This window comes from Paenibacillus sp. JNU01, assembly GCF_059130585.1.
The window spans coordinates 4,599,327-4,615,318 of sequence record NZ_CP169723.1 but is presented as its reverse complement, the minus strand read 5'-3'; the positions used below and the strand labels follow the sequence as shown (position 1 = coordinate 4,615,318).

Genomic DNA, 15,992 nt, shown 5'->3' with positions numbered 1-15,992 from the left:
ATTCAAAGGTTCTTATCCCCGTCCACGCCAAGAACATGAATGACATCATTCGGGTATACATGATTTCCAATCGCTTGCACCAGTGCAATATTCGTCATGGCCTGTGCAATGGTTGCGGCGTGGACTGCCCGGTATTTGTCTGCTCTGCCTTTCATCCAGCGATCCAGCAACTTCATGGCATGAGCGGCCATCTGTTCACCTAACCGCTTCTCATTTCGATCTCCCAGAATTAAGGAAGGACGGAAGATATGCAAAGATTGAAAACCGATAACAGACAATGCATCCTCCATCTCCCCTTTGGTCCGACTGTAAAAGACCCGGGAACCTGCACTCGCGCCCATGGAGGAGATCACCAGCATCTGGGGTACCCCATGTTGCTTCGCAAGCATAGCCGCACGAACAGGGTAATGATAATCCACCTGACGGAAATTTTCCTGACTGCCTGCTTTTTTGATCGTTGTACCCAAACAGCAGTACAGATCATTGATTCCATCGAATAATTCGCCTTGGCTCTCCAGCTGTTCCCAATTCACCACATGCTGTTCCAATTTGGGATGTTGCAGCTCAAGCGGACGTCTAACCAGAACGCGAACCTGACTGTATGCCGAGTGCTCCAGCAGATGATGAACCAGCAATTCGCCTACAAGTCCCGTGGCTCCAATCACCATGGCTTTCCGTTCGAGACGATTCAAATACATCCCTCCACTTCGCCATCTTTTTTGAATTCATACCAGTGTATATAGTTCATTACTATTTTAACAGTACGCGACGTCCAAGGGTAAACGTAAGAATGAGCATGACTACACCAACCCCCACCTGAAATCCATAGGCTGAGATCCAGGCCAGCGCGTCGGACCAGTTCTCCATCTTTTCATACAACCAGCCACCGAGCAGCGGCCCAAGAAATGAAGTCACTCCCGTCAGAGCCGAATACACGGCGACAAACATCGGTCTTTCACTTTTGGGGGTGTCTCCGATCGTAAAGTTAAATGCCAACTGATTGAATCCACCCACCCCGATCCCAAGAAAGATATGAGATAGAAATAGTGCAATCAATACGGGCATAAACGACATTAATCCCCACGACAGACAGGAGAGTGCAATGACCGGTAATGTCCAAAATAGGAGGGTTTTGTTGCTAAACCTGGCATTCAGATTGCCCCAGACATAGAAACCTGCCATCATAACCAGCGTCTGGACCACTGTGATCAGGGATACAGTCTGATAATTAATGTTTAATAGATCAAGCATAACATAGGAATAAAGCGGAACAATCAAGGTCTGGATCAATAACCAGACAGCCAGAAACAGCGTTGCTTTCAGGAATGAACGATCCTGGAACGGCTTGATAAACATCCGCCAGAAAACCTTTTCGGTAGAACGCTCGAATGGTACATCCGGATAAAAGAAATAAATGACTGTATTGGCAATAGCGCAGATCCAAACCGGAATAAACAGGATCAGAAAGCCTATTTCTCCGGGGTAACGGTCCAATACAATACCACCTGCGAATAAGCATACGCTTCCAAGAGCATTCAGAATCGTATTTCGAATTCCGAAGTAACGCCCTCTCACCTTGGCAGGTACGATGTCGCCAATCAGTGAAGTCCAGATCATGCCGCCGATCGTATTCGATATAAAAGCAACCGTATACACACCAATATATACGCTTACCCACCACTCTTTGGGGAAGATAAACGGGATCAGTCCCGTCGCACTCCATAAGATACGATGTGTGCCCACAAATAAAAGCAGCATACGTTTGCGACTGCGAATACGCTGCATCCAGTAAGCTGCTCCGATCTGGGCAATGTTTACGAAGGTCGTAATGGCGAGCACAAAGCCGATATGTCTCGACCCGGCCCCAAGGTACAGCAGAAACCCGGTTAAGAACGGGCCTCCCAGCAATGTCTGTAAAATTATTGCCGGTACACCCTCCCATGTTGCAATTGATAAATTTGTGCGTTGTGTCGAACCCTTGCGCCGTGGTTTGCTTGCTGACGGGGGAGGGTTAACGTTGACCGTCTTCTGTATGGGGATACACTCCTTAGACCGGGTCTCAAAAGCCGGTCGATGCTAGTTGTCATCCCAAATTCTACTCACGGCGCGGAGGTTGTCAACTCATTTTTTCACGGTTCAACGGAAGATAGAGATGGAAGGTGCTTCCCTTGCCTTCAACGCTCTCAAGTTCAATCGAACCTCCCAGTAATCTCGCCAAATCCCGACTGATCGAGAGACCAAGTCCGGTACCGCCAAATTTCCGACTAATCGACCCGTCAGCCTGCTGAAATGCTTCAAATATGGAATGATGCTTGTCCTCAGAAATACCAATGCCGGTGTCCTGAACGGAGAAAACGAGCCACCCATTCTGAATACCTGCATTCTTCATCTGCTTGGTACTTACAGTCAACGTGACCTTCCCTCTGTGAGTGAACTTGATGGCATTCGACATCAGATTCCGCAAAATCTGTTGAACCCGCTGGGGATCAGACCAGAGTGTGTCGGGCAGTCCCGGTTTCTTATCCATCTGCAACTGAATACCCTTTTTCTCGGCAACCAGTTGGAAGTGGCTCATGGCATCTTCGGTAAGTTGTGCCACACTGATATCCTCCAGTACTATATCCAGTCGCCCCGCTTCCACTTTGGACAGATCCAAAATATCGTTAATGAGTGTGAGCAGTTCCTGTCCGGATTGGTCGATCATGGTGGCGAAACGTACAATATCCTCGGGGTCCATCGTGTCCGCGTTCTCGCTGATCATCTGGGCAAAGTTAATAACACTGTTCAATGGTGTACGCAACTCATGTGACATATTGGCGAGAAATTCGGATTTGTACTGTGAGGCGATCATCAATTGTTTCGCTCGATCCTCCAGTACAATCTGGGCTTTCTGTAGCTCTTCCTTTTGCACAGATAATAGCCGGTTCGTACTTTGGATAAGCAAAATCCGGTTCTGTTCATTCTGAAAATCACGTAATATAAACGCAAACATAAGGCTTAATAAAATACCTGCCGGAAGCGTGTAAGGCATAATATGAGAGAAAAAATATGTAGCCGGGATGACGCCAAAGATAGCGATGCCCACACTATTGACCACATTGACGATAATTACAACAAGGATGCCTTTTGTGATCAGTCTGAAGTCGCTGCGTCTCATCCATATATTTAAACCCGCACATATTACACCGAGTAAAGTCATATTAATTACCGCTGCCACCGTAGCATCCGTGATACCAAACGTTAACCTGGATAAACCTATCCCTACACCCACAATAATTACACTATAGGGTTGTCTGTACGTTAGAACGGCAACAATTATAGGAACATAACGAAGGTCAAATACCACTTCATCCGTGAGTTGAAATCCAAAAACCGTACTGATCCAGCCTGCAAAAACAAGGACAAGCACTGAACCGATCTGTTTCATTCGGGAAGAAGCACGTATGACGATATATTTATAGAACACACTGGCAAGATAGGCAATCGTTATAAGCATCCCCATATTCAATACGAACATTTTCAAAAATTGCATTTACTCACTCCTGTTGTCCCGACTTTACTGGCCTTGTTACCATCGTCCGTATGTGTTTCTATCATATCATGTCCATTGAAATTACTGCATTCCTTCTTCGTCAAAAAAGTACACAAAAATACACAAATCAGGATTCAATTTGTGTGCGGAACGTAGTAAAATATATTGTTGTTCAAATTTGAACTACTATATAGATTGAACTAAAGAAATAGATATTTGCTAGGGGCATGTTCATCGGAACATGAATGAAAGGAGAACGCTGTTGTGCAATTGTTAAAAAGTAAATCCTATTGGCTGTCATTAAGTTTGATGTTGTCATTGGCTGTCATGGGGCTATTCTATGATATTCTTAATAGTCCGGAACGCGGGTTCGTAATTCTTAATTCCTCGCTTGACCAGATCATTCCCTATGTACCCGCCATGTCCATTCCATATTTGGGCTGGTACCCATTTGTATTCGGTGTGCTCGCCTACCTGTGTGCCAAGGATCGTCTGACGTATTATCGCGTCTTGTTATCCATGAATATCTGTGTCTGGATCTGTTATCTCATCTACTTCAACTTTCAGACCATGGTACCGCGCCCGGAACTGACGGGTACAGGCCTGGGCGTATCTGTTCTCGGATGGCTCTACAGCCAGGACCGCCCGTTTAATTGTTTTCCAAGTATTCATTCGCTGCACTCTTATCTGGTTATGCGTGCCGTTCTCTCGGTTCCAAGCATTCGCAAACCCATTAAGCTGTTGGTGGCTGCAGGAGCAGCGACCATTATCGTATCCACGCTTATGATCAAACAACATGTGATCTATGACGCCTTGGGTGCCATCATACTCGGCGAATGTGTTCTCACCATCATAACCGGCCTCGCTCTACACCGGAGACGCAGAAAAGAATCGAAGTGGACAGAGGGGATCAACTGATCCCTCACTTCGATGGTTTCTGAAGATGCTGTTGTCGTCTCCATTCATCAATAAACAAACCTGCAAAATAGGGGTCCCATTGGGTCCCTTTTCCTTCTTCCAAAATCGTTAGCGCTTTCTCGTGACTCATCCCATTCCGATAAGGTCGATCCGACGTCATGGCATCAAAAGCATCCGCTACTGCTATGATGCGGCCAAAAAGGGGAATATCTTCACCAGCCATCCCATCCGGGTATCCTTTGCCATCATATCTCTCATGGTGAGAACGTACACCCGGCAGAAAGTCCGCCATGGCATCAATAGGCTCTATCTGTAACAGAATGCTCTCTCCCTGCACGGGATGTGTGCGAATAATCGCGAATTCTTCATCGCTCAGTTTTCCATCCTTCAGCAGTACCTCATCCGGTATGCCGATTTTCCCGATATCATGGAGTAGAGCTGATTTGTACAATAAATCCGCCTGTTCCTCATTCATTCCGCTCAGCTTGCCAATCATCAGTGAATACTCGGCCACCCGCATGGAATGCCCTGCGGTGTACTTATCTCGAGCGTCCAAAGCCGCCGCCAGCATCGAAAAATAACTTTGCAACAACTGTCGATTACGTTCCTGCCTCATCTCAAGCCGATTAATCATCATATTAAAGCCGGAGATCAGTGCAGAAAATTCATCCGCATACAGATCAGGAGCTCTTCTACCGAGGTCTCCCTCCTGAATTCGATTCATCTCCTGTGTCAATTCAGCAACCGGATCACGAACATCCCGAATCAACAGCCAGCTTCCCACCAGTGCAAATCCAGCACCAAGCACAACGATGACAATCCCCCACAGAATGTACTCTCTCGCAAATTCTCTGTCCATATACTGAAGCCGGATTGAGGTAGCGAGGAAAAATAAAAATAACGGGAACAATCCGATGAGTGATGTACTTAGCTGAAATTTACGCTGGATCGATACCAGGATACGTCCTCCCAGTGAAGGCTCCATCCCGTATTGGATTTTGCCTCGATGACGGACCTCAAGTAACAAGGGTCTTATCGCCCTCACCGTCAGGTAATACTCAATGAGCGCATGCATGATGGCAATCAAAAATGCACATGCGGCAGCCACTACTATGTACACGTACGGGAACTCAAGCCACCCCGTGGATATCATCCATATGGTTAACCCCGCTGCCGGAATCGAAAAACCAAGCATGTGAGGACCCATAATTCGATATATGGTCTGTCCCGGGAAACGATGAATTTTCTCGTACATATGGTTCAATTCGTCTCGCTCGTGATGCTCGGAAGTGAAAAATTGTCTTATGGGTCCAAGCTGCACCCACAGCGTAATTAACTCTGCAACCAGCATGAACAAAATTGAAATCAGTACAATGCCGATGAGTCGAACAAATTGAATATCGGGTATTTGTAATGTAGATACCATAACCACTGTACCAACAACAAAAACAGCTGCCAGTGAACCGATCAGATAATTGCGTATCAGGCGAAAGATAAATGAACGGTATGCTTCCAACTGAACCCCTCACTCTCTATGTGCAAACCCGTTCTCCCTTGATATGCGGGAAAATTAGGGTATTTCCTTCTATTTGTTTATCGGTTGCACCGCCAAAAAAAATTAATAAAATTCAATGGATGGGTACCAAGATCTCCACTGTCGAATCGTTTCAAAAAATTTGGCCCTGTCCCGTCTTCTGGTGGTAATCTGTAAAACACGAAAAGGCTGCTCCACAACCGGAGCAGCCTTTGGTGATATATCCTATATTTATCCTTTGATCTTGGCAGCCAGAATCATCGTACCCCTTGGTTCCTCCCCCATGGCATCCGGTTCTAGCGTGATCGCGACCGTGTCATAGTCGTTGGCCGAATCCAGTGTGTAGTATACCGCACCCGTCCCATCACGACTAAGGAACGTCCCCGCATTCTGAGGCGTATCTCCCTTGATCAACCACACCTGAAATGCCTCATTGCCTTCCAGATTCGGCAGGTTCTCAGCCTGCACAACCAAGTGAGTGCCTTTGCTGTCAATTACGATGGTTGCGAGACCCTGAGCTACAATATCCTGCGTTGCAGGATTCAGCTTCACTGCCTCGCCAGTCTGCATGCCCTGTGCAGGTTCCAGCGCTGATGCCAGCTGCTCTTGCAGCTGCGCATTCTGCGCCTGTACCTGCACCAATTGCTCTTGTGTAGCCGACGAGCCCGCCGCTTGCTGCGTCAGCGAGTCGATCTGGCTCTGCAGCTGCGCCGCGTACACGCCAAGCACCAGCGCCGCTGCCGCAAGGCCGGCGCTGGCCACGCGCCAGGCGCGGCTGCTGCGCGCACGCGCGCGCCCTTGAGGCTGCCATGGCTGTGCCTGGGCAGCCTCTTCTCCCCGGGCCGCAGGCACCGCCGTTACCGGCGGCAGGCCTGGCCCGGGCTGCGCCGCACGTTCGTGCTGCGGCGCAAGATCCTCCTGAAGCACCACGGGTGCTTCAGGTTCTGCAGGAGCAGCCGCCGGCTTCGCCTCGGCGCTCTCCTGCACATGTCCGAGCACGTTGCCCAGCACGCGTGCTCGCATGCCTGGCGGCGGTGCTACAGGTTCCGCCGCAAGTGGCAGGAAGCCAGTCACTTCCTGCAATTCCCTCACCTCCTGGCGACAAGTTTCGCAAGTTGCCATATGGGCTTCAAACGCTGCCACTTCCTCTGCTTCCAGTCCGCCCAGCACATACATCGGTGCCAGATCAGACCACTCCTCATGTCGCTCTATCATGGATGTATGCCCTCCCTTCCCGCGTCCGGATGCAATTCAGCATCGGCCAGCAACTTTTGGAGCTGTCGCATGGCAAGCCTGACACGGCTCTTTACTGTACCCAGCGGAATCCCGAATCGGCTGGATACTTCCTGCTGGGTTAGTCCCGCATAATAAATCGATTCTATAACTTGCTGCTGATCACCATTCAGTTGGGACAACGCTTCTTTAATCCGAGTGCCTTCCCATTTACGCTGCACTTCTTCTTCCGTATTCGTATGCTCATCGGCATAGGCCGCCAGTGTCTCGTGTTCAACTGAAGTAGCCGCTGCCCCTTTCGATCTCCGCCTCAGCATGTCCACTGCTATGTTGCGCGTAATCGCAAACATCCATGTGGTCAGCTTCCCCTGTGAGGCATCGTATCGTTCAGCATTATTCCAGACCCGCATAAAAAGTTCCTGAACGGTCTCTTCGGCCGTCATGGGATCGCCAACGATCCGATAGGCAAAAGAATACACCGCTCGCTCATAACGGTCATATAAAAGCTCCAGTGCGGAGGAATCACGTTCCGCAATCTGTCGCATTAACCTGCTGTCCTCCATCGATTCAGTCATGCGAGGGCCCCTTTCTGTTTCTTCCCTCTTATTATAACCTACGCAGAATCTTTTGAAGAGGATTACCTCAATTGAGAAATAGTTTGAAAAAATTCTGTTTATTTTCAAACGAATATTTCAGCTATTGTCTTGAAGGACTACCCGAAAAACATGTTTTTCTGTTCGTACTTTCCTTTTTATTGCAATAAATTACAACCTGTGGTATAGTATAAGAGTTGTATTAAACAACCTCATATGATTTCTGTCTTCTTTAAACCCCGGAATATTTTCTTCATGCTGCGACCGCAGCGAATTAAGCACAATCAACCTATGAAGATTGAAGAACCTGCATCACAATAACCCGGTAGTACAGAGTTTCACAAGATGTTCCCATTCACACTGGCGCGGTCATCGGAGCCGCAAGGACAAAAGAGAGGTAGGGCTTTTGTTGTTTTGGATATCACTTATTCTTGAGAAGATTGAAAACATACACAAAGCACCCGGAATTGGGTTCCGGGTGTTTATCCATGTCTACATACACGTTTCAAGCACCGTCTACACACTGTCAGACCCCGTTCCCTCAGGAGAACAGTCTCTCCTTCCGCCTATTGGGCTCACCAGACGCTAACGAATCCTGCACACCTTATATTGAGGATTTCTACGGTATGTAAAATCTAACAAATCCCAGCAACGTTAATCCATGTCACTTCATGAGTATAAGCTCCAAATGTGCCCAAATTCAGCTCATTAGACGTCTACGATTCGTTAAACTCTTGAAACGTCAGAAATTCATGGAATAGAGCCTGTGGAGTTCGTTAAAGAACGATTCACAAAGTAAAAAAGGGACACCGCAGGATGAGATCCTACGCTGTCCCGCTCTGAAACATGGGTACGTTATGCCCCAACATGGAACACAGTGTTTATTTAGAGTTGATGAGTCAGCCCCTATCGTAATGATCCACGATCAGCGAAAGCCTCTTTGCATTCACAACCAATTAGATGAACATCGTTTTGGAGATAATAACCAGCAGGATGAACAGTACAAGGATCGTGCCCATGGAACCCCAGCTTCCGCCGCCATGCCCATAGGATACGCCGCAACCCTGTTGATAACCGTGCATCATTGGAGCCTGATTGGCATGGTGTCCGTATCCATAGCCATATCCCATTGGCATTGTTCCACAACCATATCCATACCCATGCATTTCATGACCTGTGTATTGGTATCCTTGCATATGCTCATAACCTCCCATATGTCCGTATACATGCCCCTGTCCGTTCGGTGAATTCGGTTTTACTTCGCTCATTGTTCATTCCTCCTTAACATTTGCCTACACCCCTAAGCTATGTATTCAGCCTACCTCTGGACCGGGCTATCGCCCTACTTCCGACAAAATGGGCGTTTAGCCGTTAAGTAACCATCTCTTTTTTAGAAAGAATAATCCGTCCTTGCACACTCGTAATCGCATTCAATTCTTCCGTTCACCATAAGCTATCTCCTCTCCCTGGCTCTCCACCATGCTTGTCCTCTAGAAAAAAACCCCACCGGTTGCCCGGCAGAGCTCGCCATATTATACCCAGAATGATTTAGTAATGATTACGAGAAGAATGAACAGAACCAGGATTGCTCCGGTTGATGTCCAGCCGCCATAGCCTACGCCTTCAACTACATTGCTCATGCAGAACCCTCCTTTACGAATATATTAGGGTCCAAGCCGGTTATTAGATCAGGAATGCTTTAGAAATAATGACCAACAAGATAAAGAGAACCAAGATCGCGCCAGTCGATGTCCATGCGCCGCCGTATCCACCTACTACTCCACTCATGTAAACCCCTCCTTTGATTTGAGGTACAGTTCACTATATGCACCAATCACACATGGGACCGGGCTCAGGTCGAAAATGGGCTGTTCTTTTCACAGATTATTCTCTGAACATACATACAGGATTAGTTCTCAAGGTCTGTCAGTTATGTTCAAACACGTTTAAGTCATAAATAAATCTCACGGGTATATCAACCGTATGTATGTACACCAAACATTTGAATAAAAATGTTACGAATTACGATGAAGATTTCATACGAATTAGCGGTGGATACACCAACGCCACTTTGATTGGAGCTTCATTGGTAGTTGCCGATTAAACTGTTAAATGAGCATACAAAAAGGCCAGCTCTTGAAGAGACTGGTCTTTTGGACATTCGATTAAAGGATGTGGCGTATTTACATAACTAACAACCAACCATATATATTAGGAATTAATTGGGTCTTGCCTGAAGTGACGTCAGTTTATCCTGTACCGATTGTAACTTCTGTATACTTGAGGCATCCGGTTTGTCACGACGGTCGTCAATTTTGACGGATGTGGACACACGCTGGGCACCTGACAGAAACGGTGCTTCATGCAGAGCCGCAATTGCTGTAAAGATCTCATTAAGCGGTCCCTCGATAATGGTGCTCATGGAAGTCAACTGATATGTAATGCCCCGCTGATGTTCCAATACCTTTTGCATGTCCGCCACATAACTGCTTAGACTCGTTGTACCCGTTCCGATTGGAATGACAGTCACTTCTGCTATTGCCATTTTGCTCCGCCTCCTCTGGGCCCCGTGAACAACCGCTGCCGCTTATTTCAGTCGAAATTTGACTCCTTTTATTCTACCAGTTGAATGCGTTACAATTCAAACTGACGTGAACACGTCATTCAAAATGTTCAAAAATTTTTTTTGATAAATCTTCAAATCTTCCAGTCCTTTTCCTTTGCGGATTCCTCGCTTAAATGGTATACTCGGAATTACGTTTTACTGGTTCTGCCCACTTTACAAACACAATATGTTGGGTTACAGTATGTTGACAGCTACAAAATGTAGTAACGCTAGATTTCTCCGCTTCTAATAGTCACCTTCTGCATTCTCGCGAAAAACAGGATGAAATCACCTCCAAAGGCACGTCCCTGTAGGTGTAAATCGCTTTCTCGAAACAGAGTTGACATGGAGGTTAACGGGGCTGTTTGGACTGCATCCGGTATCCTCAAACTACAGGCACATCTGCATATAGACAAAAGCTTACATAAGCACCCTTCTCTGTCGATACTTGAACCTTCAAGACAGCAAGGAAGCCAGAGCATCCATGGGCATTTTCAGCCGCGAGGCGGGAGAATGCTTTTTATATGAGCATGTTCTGCATTGTGCTGCTTTGTGCGCTCAAGTTGAGCGATCTAAGAGATGATTTGTCGCCGCCGTTTCAGTCCGCAAAACGTAACCCTATTTCTTTTTCTCACCGTAAGAAAGACACTCAATTCTTTATATAAAGAATTTCTCCAATTTATCTCTTAAACATGCGAAAGCGAGGAATATTCATGCCACAAGTTGTGACCAAGCCGAACAACCGCCAGCTTGCCTTTGATGATATGCGTATCTCGGTGTATGCCGACCGTATCCTGGAAGGACTGGACATGCTCGACAAGGAACGTCTGGTACGCGGGGTAAACAGCAAACTCCGCCGTGATGAAGTTACCGGAGACGAGATCAGCAACGCTTTTATGATGAGCGCACTGGAACTGGTAACCAAAGAGGAGCCTAACTGGAAATTTGCAGCGGCACGCTCCCTGCTCACTTCCCTGTACAAAAAAGCGGCTACCAACCGCAGATACAAGTCTTACCCGGACGAGCCTTATGGGGCATTCCATCCTCTTCTTGTAGATCTCGTGAAAAAAGGCATCTACCGTGAAGAATTGCTGGAATGTTACACCAAAGAACAGATTGATGAACTTGCGGAGTGCATTGACTATCGCAACGATCTGCTCTTCGATTATATCGGCTTGCTCACACTGGCAGAACGTTACCTTGCTCACGATTTTGACGGAAAAGTAATGGAGTTGCCTCAAGAGCGTTATATGGTTATTGCGATGTACCTGATGCATCAGGAGCCTGCTGAGAAACGTATGGAACTCGTCAAGGAAGCTTACTGGGCGATGAGCAACATGTATATGACAGCAGCTACACCTACGATGTCCAATGCGGGCAAAAAAGTGGCTGGACAGCTCTCTAGCTGCTTCATTGATACTGTGGACGACTCACTTGAAGGTATCTTCGATTCCAATACAGATGTAGCCCGTCTGAGCAAAATGGGTGGCGGCATCGGCGTTTACCTTGGTAAAGTCAGAGCTCGTGGATCGGATATCCGTGGACACAAAAACACAAGTTCCGGTGTAATCCCTTGGATTCGCCAACTGAATAATACAGCGGTCAGCGTAGACCAGCTTGGTACACGTAAAGGTGCCATTGCCGTATATCTGGACGTCTTCCACAAAGACATTCTGGCCTTCCTTGATCTGAAGCTGAACAACGGTGACGAACGGATGCGTGCACATGACGTATTCCACGGCATCTGTCTGCCTGACCTGTTCATGGAGCGAGTAGCCAGCCGCGGTGAGTGGAGTCTGTTCTGCCCGCACGAAACGAAAAAAGTGATGGGCTGGAAAGATGAGAACGGTCGTGCACTCGGACTGGAAGATTTCTATGATGAAACTGTAGGCGCAGGCGCGTTCCGCGAGAAATATGAGGAAGCGGTCAACCACCCGCTGTTGTCCCGTATCACGGTTCAGGCGATTGATATCATGAAACGTGTGATGAAATCCCAACTGGAAACAGGTACGCCGTACATGTTCTACCGGGATACCGTTAACCGTTCGAACCCGAACAGTGCACACGGCATGGTATACTCTTCCAACCTTTGTACCGAAATCATGCAGAACCAATCTGCGACTGTAGTTGAAAAGGAAGAGCTCGTAACCAAGGATGGACAAACCCGCATCGTGATTTCCAAAGTACCTGGCGATTTCGTAGTCTGCAACCTGAACTCGATTCACTTGGCACGTGCTGTACCTCATGATGTATTGGAACGTCTGGTACCGATTCAGGTTCGTATGCTGGACAACGTTATCGATATCAACAACATTGAAGTGCTGCAAGCCCAATACACCAACAGTCAATACCGTGCGGTTGGTCTGGGAACCTTCGGACTTCATCATCTGCTTGCTCTTGAAGGCATTCGTTGGGAATCGGAAGAAGCCGTCACATATAACGATAATCTCTATGAAAAAATTAACTATCTGCTTGTGAAAGCCAGCATGGAACTTTCAAAGGAAAAAGGACATTATCCGAAATTCCAAGGTTCCGATTGGCAAACAGGCAAATACTTCGACCAACGGGAATACACAACTGGTGAGCGCGTGGGCGAATTCGTTACAACAGAACAATGGAAAGAACTGCAAGCAGAGGTTCAGCAAAACGGTGTCCGTAACGCTTGGATGTTCGCCATTGCACCAAATGGTTCAACGTCCATCATTGCAGGTTCAACAGCCAGCATTGATCCACTTTACGAACTGTTGTCCTATGAAGAGAAAACGACATACAAGATTGCCAATCCGGCACCTGATCTGTCCGAAAAAACGATCTGGTACTACAAAACAGCATTCATGGTCGATCAACATGCTTCCATTAATATGGCTGCTGCTCGTCAACGCCACGTCGATCAGGGACAGAGCTTCAACCTGTATGTTCGTCCGGATATCAAAGCAACGGAATTCCTGGAACTGCACTTGCACGCCTGGAGAGCCGGCATGAAATCGACGTATTACGTTCGTAGCCGGGCATTAACCATTGAAGAATGCGATTCTTGCGCAAGCTAAGTTTTATCCTTGATAGAGCAGATTGACTAGATTCACGATGACCACCAGGGCATCCTGTTTTGATTGCAAAATGGCGTTGCCCTGGTTCTTTTTTGCCTAAAACACGATCACAGCATCGCAAGATGTTGATATAGATGCCACATTATATATAAAAGAATTAATGATTACACGATAACGAAGAGGACAGAACAAAGCTGAAGAAGCGGAGCGTTCGCCTTTATCACCGGATTTTCCCTTTAAAAGAGGGAATCAATAAAATCAGGGGATAACAGTGATCGGAAGGTTGTTCTGTCATCGTAGTTATGCAGTGTAAATTCATTCAAGGAGTGAACGGACGATGCAAGTACAGAAAATTTTTAACACCGAAGCCCCTAACCAATCCACCCGTATTATTGAAGGTGAATGCTCCGGTATCCTGAACTGGAACGACATTCGCATGCCACATATGTACAAATTGTACAAAGTACTGCTGCTCAACCACTGGATTGCAGACGAGATTCCCATGTCCAAAGATGCTTCCCAGTTTGCTCAACTGGATGAGGAAGAACAACGTACATTCAAAATCAACATCTCCCTGCTCGCGGTACTTGATTCCATGCAGACGATGTTTGTGGGTGACGTAAAACGTTACTTTACCGATTCTTCACTCGAAGCGATCTCGGCCATTATTGGACAGCAGGAAGTTGTTCATAACCAATCGTATTCCTACGTCCTCTCTTCCATCGTATCTGATCGGGAGCAAAAGGAAATTTTTGAATACTGGAAACATGATCCGGTGCTGCTCGACCGCAACCGTTTCATCGCTGATATCTATCAGAACTTCCGGGACGAGCCGTCTCCACAGACGTTCTTCCAAGCCATGGTGGCCGATCTGGTACTCGAAGGAATCTTCTTCTATAGTACATTTGCCTTCTTCTACAACCTGGCCCGTGACCAGAAAATGATGGCAACCAGCCAGATGATTTCCTATATCCAGCGAGATGAAAATCAACACTGTTACTTCTTTGCTGAAGTGTACAAACAGTTGCTGGTGGACTTCCCTGAACTGAACACACCTGAAAACATGGAATATGTATACACAACCATTAATCGTGCGGTTGAGCTCGAAACCAACTGGGCACATTACACGCTCAGCAACGTACGCGGCATTGACCTGAACGAGCTGGAAGATTACATCAAGTACATCGCCAACAAACGTCTGCGTCTGATGGGTATGGAAAAAGCATATGAAGGTGTGGATGTAAACTGCATGCCTTGGATCAAACCATTCTCCGATGAAGCACTGAATGCAACCAAAACCGACTTCTTCGAAGCCAAATCCCGTAACTACGGTAAAGTTGGTGACGATAACGGATTTGACGATTTGTAAAATCTTCTGATCAAGTATCCCGATATAAATAAGCACACATTAAAGCACTCCCTTTGATAGAATGCCTTCATGGCTATCTGCATGCGGGAGTGTTTTTTTGCCTCTTAACCCTGTAAGATAGTTTGTAAAAGACTCACATCCCTCCCAACGAAATGAGGCCTATTCATGGAAAGAGAACTGCTGGAACAAATCAACTTGTGGCATGAGCAGGACCAATTCAGTCTCATTATTGAACGTATCGAGCGTATCCCCGTCTCAGAACGGGATTATGATCTGATTGGTCAACTCGCCAGAGCCTATAACAATGACGCACGTTACTGCGAAGCCATTCAACAACTAATGTCTGTCGAGGAACAAGGGGTAAACGATCCGCTCTGGCAATATCGCTTAGGGTACGCGTACTGTTATATCGCCGACTATGAACAAGCACTATTGGCGTTTGAGAGAGCTAACGAACTTCAGCCACATGATGAATCAACCCTTGAATTTCTAAGTCAGATTCGACCTTTTACCGAGAAGATGCGACGGGATCGACAACGCCATGAAGAGCAAGTGACAGCATGGGAGCAGCGTGGCACGTTGAACCATCTTCGTGCTGCTTCAGGAACGTACGACCCAGTGACATTCTGGAAGCAGAGTGATTATGCACGGGATAACCATGTGTCGGCCCCCTTTGACGAAGACATGATTGTATCGCTTGAACACGAATTTGGTTACAAGCTCCCTGCCTCCTATATTCAGCTTATGCATACCCAAAATGGTGGAATCCCTACACGAACGGTGTTCCCAACCGAAGAAGCAACCTCCTGGGCTGTGGATCATATTGAGATTTCAAGTATTTTGGGGATCGGCCGGGACAAGATGTATTCCCTTGGAGGAGAGTTTGGGAGTCGGTTCATGATCGAGGATTGGGGATACCCTGACCTGGGGATTGTGATCTGTGATTGTCCATCCGCTGGCCATGATGTCGTTATGTTGGATTATCGCTTCTGTGGTCCTGAGGGCGAACCCTGTGTCGTTCATGTGGATCAGGAACATGATTATGAGATTACATATCTTGCGCCGAATTTTGAAGCTTTCATCCGTGGATTGGTCGATGAGGATTGGTATGACCTGTCTGACGAAGAGAATGAGGACTAAACTTCAGGAGGGTCCGGCCAT

At 47.0% G+C, this 15,992-nt stretch carries 14 protein-coding genes; 4 read left to right on the top strand and 10 right to left on the bottom strand.

Translation table 11 applies throughout. From position 1 onward, the window contains the following. Positions 1-2: 2 nt before the first annotated feature. From NLBNIHML_RS20185 to NLBNIHML_RS20175, 3 genes are all read right to left on the bottom strand, one after another. The gene (locus NLBNIHML_RS20185; protein WP_339242893.1) at positions 3-668 is read right to left on the bottom strand and encodes an oxidoreductase; all 666 of its coding nucleotides are present in this window, start codon (positions 666-668) and stop codon (positions 3-5) included. 82 nt (positions 669-750) lie between these two features. Continuing rightward, positions 751-1,908, bottom strand: a complete 1,158-nt coding sequence (locus tag NLBNIHML_RS20180) for an MFS transporter (protein WP_339239326.1) — start codon at positions 1,906-1,908, stop codon at positions 751-753. Between the two features lie 208 nt (positions 1,909-2,116). Continuing rightward, positions 2,117-3,532: an ATP-binding protein gene (locus tag NLBNIHML_RS20175; RefSeq protein WP_339258626.1), complete on the bottom strand. Its 1,416-nt coding sequence runs from the start codon at positions 3,530-3,532 to the stop codon at positions 2,117-2,119. 264 nt (positions 3,533-3,796) lie between these two features. Between NLBNIHML_RS20175 and NLBNIHML_RS20170 the strand changes: the two genes are divergently transcribed. Continuing rightward, positions 3,797-4,450, top strand: a complete 654-nt coding sequence (locus tag NLBNIHML_RS20170; protein WP_339258625.1) for a phosphatase PAP2 family protein — start codon at positions 3,797-3,799, stop codon at positions 4,448-4,450. A gap of 4 nt (positions 4,451-4,454) precedes the next feature. On the opposite strand, the gene NLBNIHML_RS20165 is transcribed toward NLBNIHML_RS20170, so the two are convergent. From NLBNIHML_RS20165 to NLBNIHML_RS20135, 7 genes are all read right to left on the bottom strand, one after another. Then, on the bottom strand, positions 4,455-5,966 hold the full coding sequence (locus tag NLBNIHML_RS20165) for an HD domain-containing phosphohydrolase (RefSeq protein WP_339239323.1): 1,512 nt from the start codon (positions 5,964-5,966) through the stop codon (positions 4,455-4,457). 249 nt (positions 5,967-6,215) lie between these two features. Next, complete coding sequence (locus tag NLBNIHML_RS20160; RefSeq protein ID WP_445252805.1) at positions 6,216-6,746, bottom strand: anti-sigma factor; 531 nt, start codon at positions 6,744-6,746, stop codon at positions 6,216-6,218. 449 nt (positions 6,747-7,195) lie between these two features. Then, positions 7,196-7,792: an RNA polymerase sigma factor gene (locus NLBNIHML_RS20155; RefSeq protein WP_339239322.1), complete on the bottom strand. Its 597-nt coding sequence runs from the start codon at positions 7,790-7,792 to the stop codon at positions 7,196-7,198. 974 nt (positions 7,793-8,766) lie between these two features. Beyond that, positions 8,767-9,078: a hypothetical protein gene (locus NLBNIHML_RS20150; RefSeq protein WP_017690878.1), complete on the bottom strand. Its 312-nt coding sequence runs from the start codon at positions 9,076-9,078 to the stop codon at positions 8,767-8,769. A 264-nt stretch (positions 9,079-9,342) separates the two neighbouring features. Beyond that, positions 9,343-9,450, bottom strand: coding sequence for a hypothetical protein (locus NLBNIHML_RS20145; protein WP_017690879.1), 108 nt, complete (start codon positions 9,448-9,450; stop codon positions 9,343-9,345). Between the two features lie 43 nt (positions 9,451-9,493). Further along, positions 9,494-9,598 (bottom strand): hypothetical protein, encoded by a 105-nt coding sequence (locus NLBNIHML_RS20140; protein ID WP_017690880.1) that lies wholly within the window; start codon positions 9,596-9,598, stop codon positions 9,494-9,496. 430 nt (positions 9,599-10,028) lie between these two features. Further along, positions 10,029-10,355 carry an MTH1187 family thiamine-binding protein gene (locus tag NLBNIHML_RS20135; protein ID WP_017690882.1) on the bottom strand — a complete coding sequence of 109 codons (327 nt, stop codon included), beginning with the start codon at positions 10,353-10,355 and terminating at the stop codon, positions 10,029-10,031. A 773-nt stretch (positions 10,356-11,128) separates the two neighbouring features. On the opposite strand from NLBNIHML_RS20135, the gene NLBNIHML_RS20130 reads away from it, so the two are divergent. The 3 genes from NLBNIHML_RS20130 to NLBNIHML_RS20120 all read left to right on the top strand — a co-directional run bounded on the left by NLBNIHML_RS20130 (position 11,129) and on the right by NLBNIHML_RS20120 (position 15,971). Next, complete coding sequence (locus tag NLBNIHML_RS20130) at positions 11,129-13,462, top strand: ribonucleoside-diphosphate reductase subunit alpha (RefSeq protein WP_339258623.1); 2,334 nt, start codon at positions 11,129-11,131, stop codon at positions 13,460-13,462. Between the two features lie 337 nt (positions 13,463-13,799). Further along, positions 13,800-14,831: a ribonucleotide-diphosphate reductase subunit beta gene (locus NLBNIHML_RS20125; RefSeq protein ID WP_105601435.1), complete on the top strand. Its 1,032-nt coding sequence runs from the start codon at positions 13,800-13,802 to the stop codon at positions 14,829-14,831. Between the two features lie 165 nt (positions 14,832-14,996). Next, positions 14,997-15,971: an SMI1/KNR4 family protein gene (locus NLBNIHML_RS20120; protein WP_339258621.1), complete on the top strand. Its 975-nt coding sequence runs from the start codon at positions 14,997-14,999 to the stop codon at positions 15,969-15,971. The last annotated feature ends 21 nt before the right edge of the window (positions 15,972-15,992 follow it).

Bases quoted from the DNA above. Each gene is read 5' to 3' on its own strand.
- NLBNIHML_RS20130 (WP_339258623.1), top strand. From the start codon at position 11,129: ATGCCACAAGTTGTGACCAAGCCGAACAACCGCCAGCTTGCCTTTGAT.
- NLBNIHML_RS20135 (WP_017690882.1), bottom strand. From the start codon at position 10,355: ATGGCAATAGCAGAAGTGACTGTCATTCCAATCGGAACGGGTACAACG.
- NLBNIHML_RS20185 (WP_339242893.1), bottom strand. From the start codon at position 668: ATGGTGATTGGAGCCACGGGACTTGTAGGCGAATTGCTGGTTCATCAT.
- NLBNIHML_RS20145 (WP_017690879.1), bottom strand. From the start codon at position 9,450: ATGAGCAATGTAGTTGAAGGCGTAGGCTATGGCGGCTGGACATCAACC.
- NLBNIHML_RS20120 (WP_339258621.1), top strand. From the start codon at position 14,997: ATGGAAAGAGAACTGCTGGAACAAATCAACTTGTGGCATGAGCAGGAC.
- NLBNIHML_RS20125 (WP_105601435.1), top strand. From the start codon at position 13,800: ATGCAAGTACAGAAAATTTTTAACACCGAAGCCCCTAACCAATCCACC.
- NLBNIHML_RS20140 (WP_017690880.1), bottom strand. From the start codon at position 9,598: ATGAGTGGAGTAGTAGGTGGATACGGCGGCGCATGGACATCGACTGGC.
- NLBNIHML_RS20155 (WP_339239322.1), bottom strand. From the start codon at position 7,792: ATGACTGAATCGATGGAGGACAGCAGGTTAATGCGACAGATTGCGGAA.
- NLBNIHML_RS20150 (WP_017690878.1), bottom strand. From the start codon at position 9,078: ATGAGCGAAGTAAAACCGAATTCACCGAACGGACAGGGGCATGTATAC.
- NLBNIHML_RS20175 (WP_339258626.1), bottom strand. From the start codon at position 3,532: ATGCAATTTTTGAAAATGTTCGTATTGAATATGGGGATGCTTATAACG.